The organism is Bordetella sputigena (genome assembly GCF_965137885.1).
Classification (GTDB): Bacteria; Pseudomonadota; Gammaproteobacteria; order Burkholderiales; family Burkholderiaceae_B; genus Bordetella_C; species Bordetella_C sputigena.
The window spans coordinates 1-17118 of record NZ_CBCSCA010000028.1; the positions used below are offsets into that span (position 1 = coordinate 1).

18 protein-coding genes are annotated in these 17118 nt (G+C 66.1%); 4 read left to right on the top strand and 14 right to left on the bottom strand.

The window, feature by feature from the left end; genetic code table 11:
* The first annotated feature begins 228 nt into the window (after positions 1-228).
* Positions 229-1677, top strand: coding sequence for an N-acyl-D-amino-acid deacylase family protein (locus ACNA0R_RS26980; RefSeq protein ID WP_415829158.1), 1449 nt, complete (start codon positions 229-231; stop codon positions 1675-1677).
* Positions 1674-2417, top strand: coding sequence for a cysteate racemase (cuyB, locus tag ACNA0R_RS26985; RefSeq protein ID WP_415829159.1), 744 nt, complete (start codon positions 1674-1676; stop codon positions 2415-2417). Before ACNA0R_RS26980 ends, cuyB begins: the two co-directional genes overlap by 4 nt.
* Here cuyB and ACNA0R_RS26990 read toward each other — a convergent pair.
* The 11 genes from ACNA0R_RS26990 to ACNA0R_RS27040 all read right to left on the bottom strand — a co-directional run bounded on the left by ACNA0R_RS26990 (position 2402) and on the right by ACNA0R_RS27040 (position 12680).
* Positions 2402-3103: an ABC transporter ATP-binding protein gene (locus ACNA0R_RS26990; protein ID WP_415829160.1), complete on the bottom strand. Its 702-nt coding sequence runs from the start codon at positions 3101-3103 to the stop codon at positions 2402-2404. The genes cuyB and ACNA0R_RS26990 overlap by 16 nt on opposite strands.
* On the bottom strand, positions 3103-3870 hold the full coding sequence (gene livG, locus ACNA0R_RS26995) for a high-affinity branched-chain amino acid ABC transporter ATP-binding protein LivG (protein ID WP_415829161.1): 768 nt from the start codon (positions 3868-3870) through the stop codon (positions 3103-3105). The genes ACNA0R_RS26990 and livG overlap by 1 nt, the downstream gene beginning before the upstream one ends.
* On the bottom strand, positions 3867-5099 hold the full coding sequence (locus ACNA0R_RS27000; RefSeq protein WP_415829162.1) for a high-affinity branched-chain amino acid ABC transporter permease LivM: 1233 nt from the start codon (positions 5097-5099) through the stop codon (positions 3867-3869). The genes livG and ACNA0R_RS27000 overlap by 4 nt, the downstream gene beginning before the upstream one ends.
* A complete protein-coding gene (gene livH, locus ACNA0R_RS27005; RefSeq protein ID WP_415829163.1) occupies positions 5099-6025 on the bottom strand; it encodes a high-affinity branched-chain amino acid ABC transporter permease LivH in 927 nt (308 codons plus the stop codon). The genes ACNA0R_RS27000 and livH overlap by 1 nt, the downstream gene beginning before the upstream one ends.
* A 100-nt stretch (positions 6026-6125) precedes the next feature.
* Positions 6126-7241: a branched-chain amino acid ABC transporter substrate-binding protein gene (locus ACNA0R_RS27010; RefSeq protein ID WP_415829164.1), complete on the bottom strand. Its 1116-nt coding sequence runs from the start codon at positions 7239-7241 to the stop codon at positions 6126-6128.
* Positions 7242-7519: 278 nt separating this feature from the next.
* Positions 7520-8212 (bottom strand): VIT1/CCC1 transporter family protein, encoded by a 693-nt coding sequence (locus ACNA0R_RS27015; RefSeq protein ID WP_415829165.1) that lies wholly within the window; start codon positions 8210-8212, stop codon positions 7520-7522.
* Positions 8213-8319: 107 nt separating this feature from the next.
* Positions 8320-9204, bottom strand: coding sequence for a 3-hydroxyisobutyrate dehydrogenase (gene mmsB / locus ACNA0R_RS27020; RefSeq protein WP_415829166.1), 885 nt, complete (start codon positions 9202-9204; stop codon positions 8320-8322).
* Positions 9205-9361: 157 nt separating this feature from the next.
* Entirely contained in the window at positions 9362-10543 is a 1182-nt protein-coding gene (locus ACNA0R_RS27025; protein ID WP_415829167.1) for an enoyl-CoA hydratase/isomerase family protein, read from the bottom strand.
* Complete coding sequence (locus ACNA0R_RS27030; protein ID WP_415829168.1) at positions 10540-11694, bottom strand: acyl-CoA dehydrogenase family protein; 1155 nt, start codon at positions 11692-11694, stop codon at positions 10540-10542. Before ACNA0R_RS27030 ends, ACNA0R_RS27025 begins: the two co-directional genes overlap by 4 nt.
* Positions 11695-11908: 214 nt before the next feature.
* Positions 11909-12256 carry an RnfH family protein gene (locus tag ACNA0R_RS27035; RefSeq protein WP_415829169.1) on the bottom strand — a complete coding sequence of 116 codons (348 nt, stop codon included), beginning with the start codon at positions 12254-12256 and terminating at the stop codon, positions 11909-11911.
* Positions 12246-12680, bottom strand: a complete 435-nt coding sequence (locus ACNA0R_RS27040) for a type II toxin-antitoxin system RatA family toxin (RefSeq protein WP_415829171.1) — start codon at positions 12678-12680, stop codon at positions 12246-12248. The genes ACNA0R_RS27035 and ACNA0R_RS27040 overlap by 11 nt, the downstream gene beginning before the upstream one ends.
* A gap of 103 nt (positions 12681-12783) precedes the next feature.
* On the opposite strand from ACNA0R_RS27040, the gene smpB reads away from it, so the two are divergent.
* Complete coding sequence (gene smpB, locus ACNA0R_RS27045; RefSeq protein WP_415829172.1) at positions 12784-13254, top strand: SsrA-binding protein SmpB; 471 nt, start codon at positions 12784-12786, stop codon at positions 13252-13254.
* Between the two features lie 84 nt (positions 13255-13338).
* Here the strand turns inward: smpB and ACNA0R_RS27050 are convergent, their stop codons facing one another.
* The 3 genes from ACNA0R_RS27050 to ACNA0R_RS27060 are packed head-to-tail and all read right to left on the bottom strand — an operon-like array spanning position 13339 to position 15916.
* Positions 13339-14484, bottom strand: a complete 1146-nt coding sequence (locus tag ACNA0R_RS27050; RefSeq protein ID WP_415829173.1) for a GGDEF domain-containing protein — start codon at positions 14482-14484, stop codon at positions 13339-13341.
* A 48-nt stretch (positions 14485-14532) separates the two neighbouring features.
* Positions 14533-15456: an SPFH domain-containing protein gene (locus ACNA0R_RS27055; protein WP_415829174.1), complete on the bottom strand. Its 924-nt coding sequence runs from the start codon at positions 15454-15456 to the stop codon at positions 14533-14535.
* 4 nt (positions 15457-15460) lie between these two features.
* Positions 15461-15916, bottom strand: coding sequence for an NfeD family protein (locus tag ACNA0R_RS27060; RefSeq protein ID WP_415829175.1), 456 nt, complete (start codon positions 15914-15916; stop codon positions 15461-15463).
* 189 nt (positions 15917-16105) lie between these two features.
* Between ACNA0R_RS27060 and ACNA0R_RS27065 the strand changes: the two genes are divergently transcribed.
* The gene (locus tag ACNA0R_RS27065) at positions 16106-16846 is read left to right on the top strand and encodes a glutamine amidotransferase (protein ID WP_415829176.1); all 741 of its coding nucleotides are present in this window, start codon (positions 16106-16108) and stop codon (positions 16844-16846) included.
* Positions 16847-17118: the final 272 nt, after the last annotated feature.

Genomic DNA, 17118 nt, shown 5'->3' on the forward strand with positions numbered 1-17118 from the left:
TCCCCCTCAAGGGGGCGCCGCGGGCGGACCGGAGGGGAGAACCCACCCCCGAAGCGCTGGCGCGCTTCCCCCTCAAGGGGGCGCCGCGGGCGGACCGGAGGGGAGAACCCACCCCCGAAGCGCTGGCGCGCTTCCCCCTCAAGGGGGCGCCGCGGGCGGACCGGCGGAGCCGGCTCCGCCGCGGCCCCGAATAAACCAACACCCGTTTCTTGCGAGGTGAGCATCGATATGAATGCCGATTTAATTCTGCGTAACGCCACCGTGATCGACGGCACGGGCAAGCAACGCTATAGCGCCGACATCGCCATCGCCGGCGAACGCATTGCCGGCATCGGCAGCTTCGATGCCGCCGATGTACCGGCGGTCGACGCGCGGGGTCAGGTCGTCGCGCCCGGCTTCATCGACTCGCACACGCACGACGACGGCTACCTGCTGGCGCATCCCGACATGACGCCCAAGGTGTCCCAGGGCATCACCACCGTGGTGACAGGCAACTGCGGCGTCAGCCTGGCCCCGCTGGTCAGCGAGCAAATCCCGCAGCCGCTGGACCTGCTGGGACCGCCCTCGCTGTTCCGCTTCAAGACCTTCGCCGCCTGGCTGCAGGCGCTGCGCGACGCGCCGGCCGCCGTCAACGTCATCCCGCTGGTCGGCCACACCACCCTGCGCGTCGCCGCCATGGCGGACACCGGCCGCGCCGCCACCGGCGAAGAAATCGACGCCATGCGCGCCATGATGGAGGAAGCCATGGCCGCCGGCGCCTTCGGCATGTCCACCGGCACCTTCTATCCGCCCGCCGCGCACGCCCCCACCGGCGAAATCATCGAGGTGGGCGCGCCCATCCGCGCCCGCGGCGGCCTGTACGCCACCCACCTGCGCGACGAAGCGGACCACATCGTCCCCGCCATGCAGGAAGCGCTGGACATCGGCAAGGCCCTGGACTGCCTGGTGGTGTTCTCCCACCACAAGCTGGCCGGCGAGAAAAACCACGGCCGTTCGGTCGAAACGCTGGCGCTGATGGAGCGCGCCGGCGCCCTGCAGCCCGTCTGCCTGGACTGCCACCCCTACCCCGCCACCTCCACCATGCTGCGCCTGGATCGCGTGCGCATCTCGCGGCGGACCATGATCACCTGGTCCAAGGGCTACCCCGAAGCCAAGGGCCGCGATTTCGCGGACGTGATGAAAGAACTGGGCCTGACGGACGAGGAAACGCTGCGGAAGCTGTCGCCCGCGGGCGCCATCTATTTCCTGCTGGATGAGCAGGACGTCAAGCGCATCCTCAGCCACCCCCTGGCGATGGTCGGCTCCGACGGCCTGCCCTTCGACCCGCACCCGCATCCCCGGCAATGGGGCACCTTCACCAACGTGCTGCGCACGCTGGTGCGGGAGCAATCGCTGCTATCCCTGGAAGAAGCCATCCACAAAATGACCGGCCAGGCCGCCCGCAACTACGGCGTCGCCGAACGCGGGCTGCTGCAGCCGGGCTATTATGCCGACCTGGTGCTGTTCGACCCCGACCGCGTCTCCGACCGGGCGACCTTCGACCAGCCGATCCAGGTCAGCCAGGGTATCCAGGGCGTATGGGTCAACGGCCGCCAGGTCTGGAAGGACGGCGCGGCCGGCACCGAACGCCCGGGCAAAGTGCTGACCCCCACCCGAAAACCGGAGTCCTTGCAGTGAACGATGCGCATCCCGGCTGCTATCTGGGCATCCTCGGCGGCATGGGGCCCATGGCCGGCGCCGCCTTCGCCCTGCGCCTGTCCGCCCTGACACCCGCCGATCGCGATCAGGACCACATTCCCGCGGTCCTGCTGAACGACCCGCGCGTGCCGGACCGCACGGCCGCCACGCGCGGCGGCGAAGATCCCCTGCCCTACCTGCTGCGCGGCATCCGCTTCCTGAACGACAGCGGCGCGCGCCTGGTCGCCATTCCCTGCAACACGGCGCACCTGTGGTACGAGCAGATGGTGCAGGCCTCGCGCGCACCGGTGCTGCACATCATCGAATCCGTGGTGGAAGACCTGCATCGCCGCGGCATACGCGAAGGCAAGATAGGCCTGATGGGCACCGAAGCCACCTTGCGCCTCGGGCTGTACCAACGCACCCTGGAACGCCACGGCTACGAGTGCATCGTCCCCAGCGAGGACGAACAGGTCGCCTACTGCACCAAGTCCATCCTGGCCGTAAAGGCCAACCGCCTGGCCGAAGCCTACGAACCCGCCGCCGCCTGTGTCCGCCTGCTGGAATCGCGCGGCGCGTTAGCGGTGGCCCTGGGCTGCACCGAACTCCCCCTCGCGATCCCCCACGACCGCCGCGTGGAGTTCGATGTACCCATGACCGACTCCATCGACGCCCTGGCGCTGGCGGTGATCCAGCGCTATCAGGCGGACGCCGCGCGACAGCCTCACCCGCCCAGGTAAGCCTTGCGCACGTCCGCGTTGGCCAGCAGGTTGGCGCCGGTGTCCTGCAGTACGACGCGGCCGTTTTCCAGGACGTAGCCGCGATCCGCCACTCCCAGCGCCTTGTTGGCGTTCTGTTCGACCAGGAACACCGTGACGCCCTGCTGGCGGATGGTGCGGATGATGTCGAAGATCTGCGCGATGATCAGCGGCGCCAGGCCCAGCGTGGGCTCGTCCAGCAGCAACAGGCGCGGACGGGTCATCAGCGCGCGGCCGATCGCCAGCATCTGCTGCTCGCCGCCCGACATCGTGCCCGCCCGCTGCTCCGCGCGCTCCTTCAGCCGCGGGAACAGATCGTAGACATACTCCAGCCCTTGCTGGATCTCGGCGCGATTGGAAAAGAACCCGCCCATCATCAGGTTCTCCACCACCGTCAGGTCCTTGAACACGCGCCGCCCCTCGGGCGAAATCGCGATGCCGCTGCGCATGATGCGCGACGTTTCCTTCTTCGTGATGTCCTGGCCTTCGAAAGTGATGGTGCCCGACCGCGCGCGCGGATTGCCGCATACCGTCATCAGCAGCGTCGTCTTGCCGGCGCCGTTGGCGCCGATCAGCGTCACGATCTCGCCCTTGTTCACTTCCACGGTCACACCGTTCAGCGCCTGGATCGCGCCATAGTAGGTGTGCACGTTCTCCAGCTTCAGCATTACTCTTCTCCCAGATACGCCTTGATGACGCGCTCATCGGTGCGCACCGCCTGCGGCGTGCCGGTCATGATGGGCTTGCCGTGCTCCATGACGAGAATGCGGTCGGAGATCCCCATGATCAGGCTCATGTCGTGTTCGATCAGCAGCACCGCCACGCCGAACTCCCGGCGCAGGCGATCGATCAGCCGTTGCAGATCCTGCTTTTCCTGCGGGTTCAGGCCGGCCGCGGGCTCGTCGAGCATCAGCAGGCGCGGCTTGGTGATCATGCAGCGGGCGATCTCCAACCGGCGCTGGTGGCCATAGGCCAGATTGCCCGCCTCGCGATTGGCATATTGCCGCAGTCCCATGAAGTCCAGCCACTGCGCGGCGCGGGACAGCGCGTCCGCTTCCGACTGCCGATAGGATTTCAGCTTCAGCAAGCCGGGCAGCAAGCGCGTCTCCACCTGGGTATGCTGCGCCACCAGCAGGTTTTCAAGCACCGTCAGCTGCTTGAACAGCCGCACGTTCTGGAAGGTTCGCACCAGTCCATGGCGCGCCACCATATGGCTGGACAGGCCCGTAATGCGCTGGCCGTCCATCAGGATGTCGCCTTCCGTGGGCTTGTAGAAGCCGCCCACGCAGTTGAACACCGTCGTCTTGCCCGCGCCGTTGGGTCCGATGATCGCGAACACCTCGTCGCTCTTGACGTCGAAGTCCACATGGTCGACGGCCAGCAGGCCGCCGAAACGCATGCACAGCCCGGATACCTTCAATAGCACGTCGCTCATTTGTCCAGCTCCACGTGAGGACGCTTCATCGGCAGCAGGCCTTGCGGACGCCACATCATCATCAACACCATCACCAGGCCGAACATCAGCATGCGGTATTCGGCGAACTCGCGCGCCAGTTCCGGCAGCACCGTCAGCAGGATGGCCGCCAGGATCACGCCTATCTGCGAGCCCATGCCGCCCAGCACCACGATGGCCAGGATGAGCGCCGATTCGATGAACGTGAAGGACTCCGGATTCACCAGGCCCTGGCGCGCGGCGAAGAACGCGCCGCCGAAACCGGCGAACATGGCGCCCAGGGTAAAGGCCGACAGCTTGATGCGCGTGGGATTCAAGCCCAGGGAGCGGCAGGCGATTTCATCCTCGCGCAGGGCTTCCCATGCGCGCCCCACCGGCATGCGCTTCAGGCGCGTGGCCACGAACAGCGTAATCAGCGCCAGCATCAGCGCCATCAGGTACAGGTAGATGATCACATGCTGGTTCTGGAAAGTCAGGCCCAGCAGTTCATGAAAGGTCTTCTGCCCTTCCACGCTGGACGTACGCGCCATTTCGAAGCCGAACACGGTCGGCTTGGGTATGCCCGAAATGCCGTCCGGACCGCCCGTCAGCCAGTTCAGGTTGATCAGCAGCAGGCGGATGATTTCGCCAAAGCCCAGCGTCACGATGGCCAGGTAATCGCCACGCAGGCGCAGCACCGGAAAGCCCAGCACAAAGCCGAACAGGGCCGCGACCGCGCCGGAGAACGGCAGCGATTCCCAGAACGTCCAGCCGCCCCAGTGATACAGCAAGGCATAGGTATAAGCGCCCACCGCGTAGAAACCGACGAAGCCCAGGTCCAGCAGCCCGGCGAAGCCCACCACGATATTCAGGCCCAGGCCCAGCATCACGTAGATCAACACCAGCGTGGCGATGTCCACCGAGCCGCGGTCGCTGAAGAACGGCCACACGATGGCCACGGCCACGATCAGCACCATCAGCCACTTGTGGCCCTGCACCGGCGCCGCCGGCAGCGTCGGCAATTCGCGCTTCATGCGCTTGAACGGCAAGGCCAGCCAGGGACGCAGCAGTTGCCCGACGAAGACTACCGCCATGGCGATCAGTACATTGCTCCAGTGCGGATCCATCAGGGTGCGCGCGCCCTGCCGCACCAGTTGCAGGCCGAACACCGGCGTCACGATGAACGCGGTCAGGACGGCCGCGATGAATGCGTTTTTGATTTGATTCGCCATCAGACTTTTTCCACCTCGGGTTTGCCCAACAGACCGGTGGGGCGGAACAGCAGGATCAGCACCAGCAGCAGGAAAGCGATGATGTCCTTGTACTGCGACGAGATGTAGGCGGCCGCGAAGGTTTCCACCAGGCCCAGCAAGGCGCCGCCGAGCATGGCGCCCGGAATGCTGCCGATTCCGCCCAGCACCGCGGCCGTGAAGGCCTTGATTCCGACGATGAAGCCGATGAAGGGATTCAGCTTGCCGATCGTCAGCGCGATCAGCACGCCACCCACCGCGGCCAGCACCGCGCCCAGCACGAAGGTAAAGGAGATGACGCGGTTGGTATCGATACCCAGCAGGTTCGCCATATGCATATCCTGCGAACACGCCCGCGACGCGCGGCCCATCCTCGAATACTTGATGAACAGCGACAGCCCTATCATCAGCACCACCGTCACCACGATGATCATGACGCGCGAATACGGGATGGTGACGTCGAACTTGTCGCCCATCGTGAAATTGATCGCGCCGAAGATGATATTGGGCACCGCCATATCGCGCGCCCCCTGCCCCAGCGCCACCCAGTTCTGCAGGAAGATCGACATGCCGATCGCCGAGATCAGCGCCACCAGGCGCGGACTGCTCCGCAAGGGCCTGTACGCCACCCGCTCCACGGCGAAGCCGTAGACGCCGGTCACGGCCATTGCCATGATCAGCATGGCCGCGACGATCAAAGGCACCGGCGCGCCGCTCTGCGTGCCGATCGCCGTCAGCGTCACCAGGCCGACGTAGGCGCCGATCATATAGATCTCGCCGTGCGCGAAGTTGATCATGCCGATAATGCCGTAGACCATCGTGTAGCCGATGGCGATCAGGGCATAAATGGCGCCCAGCGACAATCCATTGAAGAATTGTTGCGTAAGTTGGGGGAGAAGGTCAGACATGTCTTATGCAGGCTCCAAATAGCACCGGCCCCGGTAATACGACCCGGAGCCGGAAACCTGGGCGTTCGAATTGAGGCCCCGTCTCATGGGGCAGTCGCCATTACAGCTGAGTTTTCTTGCCGTTCTTATCCCACTTGAACACCGCGAATTCGAAATTTTTCAGGTCGCCCTTCGCATCGTATTCGACCTTGCCGATCGCGGTGTTGAAAGAGTGTTGATGCATATAGTCGGCTACCTTGGTCGGATCCTCGCCCACTGCGGTGATGCTGTCCGAAAGGATCTGCACAGCGGCGTAGGCCGGCATCTGGAAGGCGCCGTCCGGATCGCGCTTCTTGTCGTGGAAGGCCTTGACGATGCCTTCGTTGCCGGGCAGCTTGGTGAAGTCGGACGGCAGGGTCACCAGCAGGCCCTCGATGGCCGGACCGGCGATCGCCACCAGATCCTGGTTGGCGGTACCTTCGGGCCCCATGAACTGCACGTTCAAGCCCTGTTCACGCGACTGGCGCAGCAGCAGGCCCAGCTCGGGGTGATAGCCGCCGAAGTACACGAAGTCGACGCCGGCGGACTTCAGCTTGGTGATCACGGCCGAATAATCGCTGTCGCCGACGTTGATGCCTTCGAACATGACGACGTTCACGCCGTCTTTCTTGAGCGTATCGCGCACCTGCGTGGCCACGCCCGAACCGTAGGTCTGCTTGTCATGCAGCACCGCGACTTTCTTCGGCTTGACGGTCTTGGCGATGTAGTTGGCGGCGAAAGGACCTTGCTGGTCGTCACGGCCGATGGTGCGGAAGAAGTAATGCGGCTTGATGGTGTCGGTGACCAGCGGCGAGGTCGCGCCCGGCGTGATGGCGACGATATGTTCCTGCTCGTAGACATTCACGGCGGGCACCGTCACGCCGGAGCACGCATGCGCCACGGCGAACTTGGCGCCGGAATTGACGACACGGTTGGCGGCGGGCACGGCCTGCTTGGGTTCGCAGCCGTCGTCGATCAGGATGGGTTCGAGCTTCTTGCCTTTGACACCCCCCTTGGCATTGATGGTCTCGATGGCGGTCAACGCGCCCGCCTGGATCTGATCGCCGTACTGGGTATTCGGACCCGTCATGGGTTGGGGGATACCGATCTTGATGGTATCGGCGGCATGCGCTGCGCCGGCGAGCGTCAGCGCCCCCAGCGTGAGCGCGATCGGGGTAAGGCGTTGCAGCATAGTCATGCGAGAGATCTCCGCTAGGGGTTGAGCGGCTCTGCACGTGGCAGCCGTACGGAAGGATATTCCTGGGCCTATCGTGCATCACCGGCTTCTTGGGCAAACCACGATGTGGCGCGTATTCTGAAAGCTGGCATTCGGACTGTCACTGGGTGTATTCCCCAATATCATCAAATCTGCCTGAACCAGTGACAGATAGGCGGAACAGCGCGGCCGCCTGCGGTCCCGGCGGCGCGCGCTTTCCCGATCGCGCTCGCGGGCGCCCGCGAGCGCGATCGCGACGCCTACGCGGCCACGCCGAAAACCGATCCCACGCCCGCCGTCAGGACGATGGCCGCGGCGCCCAGCAGCACCACGCGCAGCACCGCCTTGCCTTTCGGCGCCCCGCCCGCCCATGCCGCCACGGCGCCCAGCGCGGCCAGACAGGCCACCGATCCGGTCGCCACCACGGGCAGCCGCCAATTGGGATCCGGCGACAGCACGGCCAGCACCAGCGGCAGCACGGCACCGGTGGCGAAGCTGAGCGCGGAAGCGACGGCCGCCTGGACAGGGCGGGCACGCGAGTTCTTCGATATGCCCAGCTCGTCGCGCGCATGCGCGTCCAGTGCGTCGTGCGCCGTGAGCGCCCGCGCCACCTGCATCGCCAGGTCCGGCGGCACGCCGCGGTTGACATAGATGTCCGCCAGCTCCTGCAGCTCGTCCGCCGAATTGCGCAGCAGCGCGCTTTGTTCGAGCTTGAGGTCGGCGTGTTCTATATCCGATTGCGACTTGACAGAAACGTACTCGCCGGCGGCCATGGAAAGCGCGCCCGCCACCAGGCCGGCCAGGCCGGCCGTCAGGATGGCGCCGTGGCTGCCCGCGGCGGCGGCCACCCCGGCAATCAGGCTGGCCGTCGACACGATGCCGTCATTGGCGCCGAGCACGGCGGCGCGCAGCCACCCGGTGCGATGAATACGATGATGTTGCGGAGCCGGCATGCTACCTCGGAGTAATCGATGCGAATGAAAACCGTCCGCATACGGTCTTCACGCATGCATGGCCGGTCAGGCCCAAGACGGATCGCCGAGATAGTACCCGTATGGATTCAATCAGGCTTGTACAGTTTCAGGATGCTGGAAAAATCGAGCCCGCCGTGCCCCGCCGCGCCATGCATCGCATACAGATTGCGCGCCAGCGCGCCCAAGGGGATGGCCGAGCGCGTGGCCTGCGCGGCCTCCGCCGCCAGGCCCAGATCCTTCAGCATGAGGTCGCTGCCGAAGCCGCCCGCATAGCCCTTGGATGCGGGCGCATGATCCATGACGCCGGGCCAGGGGTTATACAGCTCGGTCGCCCAGTTGCGGCCCGAGCTCTTGGCGACGATATCGGAAAGCACCTTGGGGTCCAGGCCGTTGGCCACGCCCAGCGCCAGGGCCTCGGCGGTGCCGGCCATCAGCACGCCGAGCAGCATGTTGTTGCAGATCTTGGCCACCTGCCCCGCGCCGGCCGGCCCGGCGTGGAAAATATTCTTGCCCATCTGCTCCAGCACGGGCCGCGCGCGCGACAGGCTATCGGCCTCGCCGCCGACGATGAAGGTCAGCGTGCCGGCCGCCGCGCCGGCCGTGCCGCCCGACACCGGCGCATCCAGCATCGCGATGCCGCGCGCCTGCGCCGCCGTGGCCACTTTGCGCGCGGTCTCCGGCGCGATGGTGCTGCATTCGATCACCAGCGCGCTGGTATCGATATGGGAGAGCAGATCGTCGCCCAGGTACAGGCCTTCGACGTGGCGGCTGGCCGGCAGCATCGTGATCACGATGTCCGCCCCCGCGACCGCGTCGTACGCCGAGGCGGCCGCCCGCGCGCCGGCTTCCGCCAGCCTGGCGACGCTGGCGGGCACCAGATCATGGACGGCCAGCGCATGGCCGGCCTTGGCCAGATTCAAGGCCATCGGCGCGCCCATGTTGCCCAAGCCGATGAATGAGATCTTGCTCACGGTTGTCTCCTCGTTGATGGGCAGGCCGACCAGGCCGAAGCCCTATGATGTCGCGCCGGCTCGCGACCGGCGCCGGTTGCCTGGCGCGCTGGCTTGTGGCCGGCGCGCCATGTGCGAAAACCCGTGCGATACCGATACGCGCGGTCGGGCGGTCACGCTAGGCCGCGCCCAGGTCCGCCAGCGGATGCGCCTGCCCTTGCGGCCACGGTTCTTCGAAGAACTTCAGCACCCATTGCTTGTCCGCGGCTTCGATGCTGGCCGGATTCCAGCGCGGCTTGCGGTCCTTGTCGATCAGCAAGGCGCGTATGCCCTCGGCGAAATCGCCGTGCGCGCAGGCCTGCAGCGCGGCGACGTATTCCGCGCGGAATACGTCCTCCAGCGAGCGCTGCCGCATACGCAGCAGCAGCGTGAACGCCAGCCGCGCCGTGCCCGGCGAACCGGCCAGCATCGTGCGCGCCGCCTTCGACAGCCAGGGATCGTCATGCTGCGCCAGCGAGGCGATGTTCTCGTGGATGTCCTGCAAGTCCGTGCCGGAGCACAGGTTGTTGATCTGGAAGGAGTGTTGCTTCAAGGGTCCGGGCTCCAGCCCCTGCGACGGCTCCAGCGCCAGCAACGCCCGCCGCAGCAGGCCATCATTGATGGAGCGCGGCGCGAACGCCGGCGCTTCCTCGTCGGTATCGATGCCGCTGCCGCTGCCGGCCCAGGGCAGTTCCAGCAGGCGGTCCAGCAGGGCCGGCCAATCCGCCTGCCGTACGTGGAAATCCGCCAGGCCGGTAAAAAAGGCATCGGCGGGATTCAGCTGCGCGCCGGTCAAGGCCAGGAACATGCCGGTGTTGCCGGGCATGCGGTTGAGCAGCCAGCTGCCGCCCACGTCGGGAAACAGACCGATGCTGATCTCCGGCATGGCCAGCTTGGCGGTCTCGCTGACCACGCGATGGCTGGCTCCCATCATCAGGCCTATGCCCCCGCCCATGACGAAACCATTGCCCCAGCAAAGGACCGGCTTGGGGTAGGTATGGATGCGATAGTCCAGCCGATACTCGGTCTCGAAAAAGTCGCGTGCGTAGCGGTTCGCCCAGGGATCGCCGGAGGGCGCCTCGCGCATGCTGCGATACAGTCCCTGCAGATCGCCGCCCGCGCAGAAAGCCTTGTCGCCCGCGCCCTGCAGCACCACCACCGCCAGCCCGGGATCCTCCGCCCAGGCCCGCAGGCGCTCATCCAGCATGCGGGCCATATCCAGCGACAGGCCGTTCAAGGTCTGCGGGGCGTTCAGCGTGGCAAGGCCTATGCGCATCCCGTTCGCGGTCGGACGTTCCTCGAAAAGCACGGGCTGATTCATCGCAAATCTGCTCCTTTCTCCAATAACTGGCGGGCCACGATCACGCGCATGATCTCGTTGGTGCCTTCCAGTATCTGATGTACGCGAGTATCGCGCACCAGCCGTTCCAATGGGTAGTCCTTCAGATAGCCGTAGCCGCCGTGTATCTGCTGCGCATCCAGGCAGATCTGGAAGCCCATGTCGGTGGCGAAGCGCTTGGCCATCGCGCAATAGGCGCCGGCATCGGCCGCGCCGGCGTCCAGTTTGCACGCGGCCAGCCGCACCATCTGGCGCGCGGCCACCAGATGCGTCGCCATGTCGGCCAGCTTGAATTGCAAGGCCTGGAAATCGGCCAGCGGCGCGCCGAACTGGCGGCGCTCGCGCATATAGCGGCGCGCCGCGTCCAGGGCGCCCTGCGCCGCGCCCACCGAGCACGTGGCGATATTGATGCGCCCGCCGTCCAGGCCGCGCATGGCGATCTTGAAGCCCTGCCCCGGTTCGCCCAGCATGTTGGCGGCGGGCACGCGCACGTTCTCGAAGGTAATGGCGCGGGTGGACTGGCTATTCCAGCCCATCTTGTCTTCCTTGCGGCCATAGGTGATGCCGGGGCTGTCGGCCGGAACGGCGAAGGCGCTCACGCCGCCGGCGCCGCCGCCCCCGGTGCGCGCCATGACGATCAGCAGGTCGGTATCCCCGCCGCCGGAAATGAAGGCCTTGGAACCGTTGAGGACATACTCCGCGCCGTCTTCGTCGGCGCGCGTGCGCAGCGATGCCGCGTCGGATCCCGAGCCCGGCTCGGTCAGGCAGTAGGATGCCAGGTGGCTGCCGGAACACAGCCGCGGTCCCCAGGTGTCGCGCAAGGCCGGGCCGCCCCACGTGCCCAGCATCCAGGCCGCCATGTTGTGGATGGTCAGGAAAGCCGTGGTGGAAGGATCGACCGCGGCCATTTCCTCGAACACCAGCGTGGCATCCAGGCGCGGCAGGCCCAGGCCGCCGATGTCCTGCGGCGCGTACATGCCGCAGAAACCCAATTCGCCGGCGCGATGGAAGGTCTGCTTGGGAAATATGCCCTCCGCGTCCCAGCGCGCCGCATGCGGGGCGAGCTCGCCCTGCGCGAATTCGCGCGCCGCCTGTGCGAAAGCCTGCTGCTCGTCGCTCAAGTCCAAGTCCATGGTCGGGTCTCCTCCAAGTGGCCCGGCGCGGTGGCCGGGCGCGCTGGATCACAGGCGCGCCGTCCGGCCGGGCAGGTTTATCGATAACTTTACGTTAACGTAAACGGAAAAGCCATGACAAGAGCCTGCCGGAATGGCAGGCCGGAATGGCGCGGCCGGATGGCTCCGTCGGAATGGCTCGTTGAAAACGCTCCGGGCGCCCGCTTGCGGACGGTCAGCGCGGCGCCTTGGGCGTACGCGGCGGACGGGGCGCGCGCGGCGCACGCCCGTTGCGCGCGCGGTGCGCCGCCCGGCGGCGACGCGATTCCATGGGATCGAAAACCAGCGGCCGGTAGACCTCCACGCGATCGCCGTCCCGCAGCGGCTGGCCGGGTTGCACGACGCGGCCGAACACGCCGACGCCGGCGTTCCAGGGATCGATATCCGGAAACGCCTGGATGAAGCCGCTGGCCTCGACGGCGTCCCCCACCGTGGCGCCGGCCGGCAGCCGCAGCTCACATTGCCACGCCGCGTGCGGGCGTGCATGGCACACCCACACCGTCAGCGCGGCCTCATTCGCCATAGACCGCCTGCGCCCGCTTGGTGAACGAATCGATAAAACTGGTCGCGATGCGGTTGAACACCGGGCCCACCACCAATTCCAACGCGCGATTGGAAAACTCGTACTCCATGGTGAAGAGCACCTTGCAGGCATCCGCGGCCAGGGCCTGGAACTCCCAATGGCCCACCAGCATCGAGAAAGGGCCATCGACCAGTTCCAGGTCGATGCGGTGCGGAAACTGATGGGTATTGCGGGTGGTGAAGCGCTGCTTGATACCCGCGAAGCTGATCACGATGGACGCCTGCATCCCCTGCTCGTCTCGCGACAGCACCTCGGCGCCGCCGCACCACGGCATGAACTCCGGATAATGCTCCACGCCGGCTACCAGCTCGAACATTTGGGCATCGCTGTAAGGGACAAGAACGGTACGCTGGACTTTGTGCATCGGCGGTCGCAAATCGCTAGAATGGCAAGATTTTACCGGCTATACGCCGAAGACGCCGCGCGGCGCCCCTGAACAGCGCGGTCTGAACCAGGCGTGAGTCCAAATGAGCATTGTCGAAAACCGTAAAGCCTCCCACGAATACTTCATTGAAGACCGCTACGAGGCCGGGCTGGTCCTGCAGGGTTGGGAAGTCAAGGCCATACGCGAAGGCCGCGTGCAACTGAACGAAAGCTACGTGATCGTGCGGGATGGCGAACTGTTCATCCTGGGCATGCACGTCAGCCCCCTGCCGACCGCGTCCACCCACATCCACCCCGACGCCGCGCGCACGCGCAAGCTGCTGCTGCACAGCGAGGAGATCAACAAGCTGATCGGCAAGGTGGAACAGCGCGGCTACACCCTGGTGCCCCTGAACCTGCACTACAAGGCCGGACGCGTCAAACTGGACTTCGCGCTGGGACGCGGCAAAAAGCTGCACGACAAGCGCGATACCGCGCGCGACAAGGACTGGGCACGGGAAAAAGAACGGCTGATGAAGCACGATACGCGCGCTTCGCGCCGCGGCGATTCCTGAACCGCATATCCCGGGGCGCGCGCATCCCGCTTGCTTCCGTGCGGCGGTCCCGGCACGACGCGGGACGTGGCGAGCGGACGCCGCCTACCTGACCACCACCCGGTCGCGCCCATCGAGCTTGGCCGCGTACAGCGCGCGATCGGCGCGCTGTACCAGGGCCTCCATGCTTTCCTCGCCGTCCCATTCCACCAGCCCGCCGCTGAACGTATAGGCGATCGTCACCCCGCCCGGCGCGCAGTCCTGGTCGCGCATGGCCTGCCGCAGGCGGTGCGTCGCGAACGCCGCGGCATCGATGCGTGTATCCGGAAACAGCACGGCGAACTCCTCGCCGCCCAGGCGCCCCATAAGGTCCTCCCGCCGCAAAGAGATCGAGGCGAGCGCGCCGAAGTGCTTCAGGACCGCGTCGCCCTGCACGTGTCCATGCGTGTCGTTGATGTCCTTGAAACGATCGATATCCAGCATCAGCAGCGATAGCCGCTGATCCGCGCGCGCCGCGCGCGCCACCGTCTTTTCCGCCAGCAGCCACCACGCCTTGCGCGACAGCACGCCCGTCAGCGAGTCGGTATTGGCCTCGCTTTCGCGCTCCTCCAACATGCGGTCGTGCACCATCAGGACCATGCCCAGGGTCAGGCTGGGCACCACCAGCACGCCGATGGACAGAAACAGCAAATGCAGGGGCGTATCCGTCGCCAGCATGGGCATTACTTCCCAGCGCAGGCCGTAGATCAGGCCACGCAGTCCGTGGCCCACGGATTCGAACCACGCCACCGACAGCGCGAACACATAGGGATAGCCGGGCCGGTGGCGCGGGCGATCCCGCTGGATGGCGCGCGCGATGAACGCCATCAGCAGGCAATGCAGGATGGAAACGATCAGGATGCGGGTATTGGTATCGCGCCAGACGTACCAGAACAACACGATGCCCAGCGTCGCGGCCAGCACCGCGCAGACCAGGCCCCTGTACGGCACGGCGCGGCCGAAGAACAGCAGCACGGCCGCATAGAAATACGCGACGCCCGCGGCCATCAGGAAATTCGCCAGGACGATGCCGAGAATAGGCGGCAGCGCGGCCTGCGCCGCGAAGCCCACCAGCGACACGAACACCAGGAAGGCGCCGCGTATGGATTCGCGGATGCCGCTGATGCCGCTGCGCGCCAACGACCCCAGCACCACCAGCATCAGGCAATTCGTCAGCGCCGTGAGTATGAGCAGAACGACGGATGGAGACATTGATCGCGCGCGGTGCCTGCTACCGGCGACGATCCGCCGGATGCAGCCTTATTTTTGGGTGGATTTGACGATGGACATCGCCGACGCGATCAGGCCGCCGACGTCGGCAAGATTGGCCGGCAGGATCAGTGTGTTGCCCTTCTGCGCCACGTTGCCGAAGGCTTCGACGTAGCGTTCCGCCACGCGCAGGTTGACGGCCTCCATGCCGCCCGGCTGGCGTATGGCTTCGGCCACCTGGGTCACCGCGCGGGCGGTGGCCTCCGCGATGGCCAGCACCGCCGCGGCCTCGCCCTGCGCCTGATTGATCTGCGCCTGCTTTTCGCCTTCGGATCGCGCGATCGAGGCTTCGCGCTCGCCGGTGGCGATGTTGATCTGTTCCTGGCGGCGGCCTTCGGAGGCCGCGATCAGCGCGCGCTTTTCGCGCTCGGCGGTGATCTGCGCCTGCATGGCGCGCAGGATTTCGCCGGGCGGCGTCAGGTCCTTGATTTCATAACGCAGCACCTTTACGCCCCAGTTCAACGCGGCCTCGTCCAGCGACGCGACGATGGTCGTGTTGATGAATTCGCGTTCCTCGAAGGTGCGGTCCAGCTCCAGCTTGCCTATCACCGAGCGCAGCGTGGTCTGCGACAGCTGGGTGATCGCCGAAATATAGTTCGACGATCCATAGGAGGCCCGCATCGGGTCGGTGACCTGGAAATACAGGACGCCATCCACCTGCAGCTGCGTGTTGTCCCGCGTGATGCAAACCTGGCTGGGCACGTCCAGCGGGATTTCCTTGAGCGAATGCTTGTACGCCACGCGCTCGACGAAGGGGATGACGAAGCCGGCGCCAGGCGATAGCACGCGATCGAATTTACCCAGGCGCTCCACGACCCATGCGTGCTGCTGCGGGACAATGGCGATGGATTTGACGACGATCAGGATCGCCAGGAGAACGACGACGAGCAATACGATGGTGGAGGGATCTAGCATGGCATCAGCCTTCAGGATAAGAAGAAACGGACCGGGCACCCGATGGTCGCGGCTGGACGATCAACTGGCTGCCGCGCACCTCCGTGATGACTTGTTCGCCGGCCACGGGGTCGCAACCGGCGGCCAGCACCGCGTCCCAGCTCGCGCCGCGATACCAGACCCTGGCGGTGCGTGCGCCCGCCCAGTCGTCCACCTTCACGATCTGGCCTATGTCGAGGTTGACGTCGGCGTTGCGCTGCGCGTCGATTTCACGCTTTTTCAATACGCCGGTACCGCGCAGCAACAGCAAGCCGGCGATCACGACGGCGCCGCACACCACCAGTTGCCATTCGAGCACCAGGCCCGCCACCACCGCGAGGCCGCCGGCCGCCAGGCCCGTGGCCACCAGCAGCAAATAAAACGTGCCCGTCGCCACTTCCCCGATGAGCGCCAGCACAGCCAGCCCGAACCATATCCACATCGCATGAGCCTTTTATTGCAGTTAGCGACTGATTGTACGATTTTGCAGAAACTTAGGACTCATGGATGAGCATCTCCGGCAAGCGTCGCCCTTACGCCATCGCTTGCATGTCAACGCGAGTTAAACGCTTGCATCCGTGGGGTCCATTATGATCGTGCACCGCCATGCCATTTCGTGGCGCTACACATCATGACCGCCAACGACCTGCCTGTCCTCATCATCCATACCGGCGATCCGGAAGACGCCATCAAGGCCGCGCACGACAGCTATGCGGGCTTCGTCCGCAGGGCCGCCGGCCTGACACCCGAAGACGTCCACATCGTGCCTGTCTTCATGGGCCCGCAGCCCGCCGACCCCGAGCGCTACCGCGCCGCCTTCATCACCGGCTCGCCCGCCATGGTCACCGATCGCGCGCCCTGGAGCGAACAGACGGCCCAATGGCTGCGCAACGCCGCGGCCCGGGGATTGCCGATGTTCGGCATCTGCTACGGCCATCAGTTGCTGGCGCACGCCCTGGGCGGCCAGGTGGGCTACAACCCCGCCGGGCGCGAGGTCGGCACGCACATGATCCAGCACCTGGCGGAAGACCCGCTGCTGGCCGGCCTGCCCCGGCATTTCCCGGCGCAGACGATGCACATGCAGTCGGTCCTCCAGCCGCCGCCGGGCGCTACGGTGCTGGCCAGTTCGGCGCTGGACGCGCACCAGATCCTGCGCCTGGGACCGAGCATCGTGTCCACCCAGTTCCATCCCGAATTCCCGCCGGAATTCGTGCGCGAGAACATTGAGCGCAATGCCGAAAAGTACGGGAGGGAAAATCTCGATGTACCGGCCTTGGCGCGCGACGTCCGCCCCACGCCGGAAGCCGCCAGCTTGCTGCGGCGGTTTTTGGATCTTTACGTCACCGGTTCGCGATCGCCTCGGCCGGCCTGAGGGCCGGCGCCTTGGGAGCGCCCGGCGTGCGATGGCCCGGCGGCTGATGTCCGGTGTGCGGCGGCCGGCGTGCGACGCCCGGCCTGCGCGGCGCGGCCTGCGCAGCCCGGCCTACGCGGCGCGGCCTGCGCGGCCCGGCGCAAAAACCGGAGTGCGGGTGGTGGCGCCATCGCGCATGCTGCCCTCTGATCACAGAGGACACCGCGATGCGCGATACGATGGCGACATCTCCTTCCACGGCTCGATCCATGAACTCCTCCACCCCACCCGCC

What these genes read in the sequence shown, in the direction of transcription:
- ACNA0R_RS27060 (WP_415829175.1), bottom strand. Translation starts at nt 15,916, where the DNA reads ATGTGGATATGGTTCGGGCTGGCTGTGCTGGCGCTCATCGGGGAAGTG.
- ACNA0R_RS27050 (WP_415829173.1), bottom strand. Translation starts at nt 14,484, where the DNA reads ATGTCTCCATCCGTCGTTCTGCTCATACTCACGGCGCTGACGAATTGC.
- livH (WP_415829163.1), bottom strand. Translation starts at nt 6,025, where the DNA reads ATGTCTGACCTTCTCCCCCAACTTACGCAACAATTCTTCAATGGATTG.
- ACNA0R_RS27040 (WP_415829171.1), bottom strand. Translation starts at nt 12,680, where the DNA reads ATGCACAAAGTCCAGCGTACCGTTCTTGTCCCTTACAGCGATGCCCAA.
- smpB (WP_415829172.1), top strand. Translation starts at nt 12,784, where the DNA reads ATGAGCATTGTCGAAAACCGTAAAGCCTCCCACGAATACTTCATTGAA.
- ACNA0R_RS27065 (WP_415829176.1), top strand. Translation starts at nt 16,106, where the DNA reads ATGACCGCCAACGACCTGCCTGTCCTCATCATCCATACCGGCGATCCG.
- ACNA0R_RS26980 (WP_415829158.1), top strand. Translation starts at nt 229, where the DNA reads ATGAATGCCGATTTAATTCTGCGTAACGCCACCGTGATCGACGGCACG.
- livG (WP_415829161.1), bottom strand. Translation starts at nt 3,870, where the DNA reads ATGAGCGACGTGCTATTGAAGGTATCCGGGCTGTGCATGCGTTTCGGC.
- ACNA0R_RS27015 (WP_415829165.1), bottom strand. Translation starts at nt 8,212, where the DNA reads ATGCCGGCTCCGCAACATCATCGTATTCATCGCACCGGGTGGCTGCGC.
- ACNA0R_RS27010 (WP_415829164.1), bottom strand. Translation starts at nt 7,241, where the DNA reads ATGACTATGCTGCAACGCCTTACCCCGATCGCGCTCACGCTGGGGGCG.
- ACNA0R_RS27035 (WP_415829169.1), bottom strand. Translation starts at nt 12,256, where the DNA reads ATGGCGAATGAGGCCGCGCTGACGGTGTGGGTGTGCCATGCACGCCCG.
- ACNA0R_RS27025 (WP_415829167.1), bottom strand. Translation starts at nt 10,543, where the DNA reads ATGAATCAGCCCGTGCTTTTCGAGGAACGTCCGACCGCGAACGGGATG.
- ACNA0R_RS27030 (WP_415829168.1), bottom strand. Translation starts at nt 11,694, where the DNA reads ATGGACTTGGACTTGAGCGACGAGCAGCAGGCTTTCGCACAGGCGGCG.
- ACNA0R_RS27000 (WP_415829162.1), bottom strand. Translation starts at nt 5,099, where the DNA reads ATGGCGAATCAAATCAAAAACGCATTCATCGCGGCCGTCCTGACCGCG.
- ACNA0R_RS26990 (WP_415829160.1), bottom strand. Translation starts at nt 3,103, where the DNA reads ATGCTGAAGCTGGAGAACGTGCACACCTACTATGGCGCGATCCAGGCG.
- ACNA0R_RS27055 (WP_415829174.1), bottom strand. Translation starts at nt 15,456, where the DNA reads ATGCTAGATCCCTCCACCATCGTATTGCTCGTCGTCGTTCTCCTGGCG.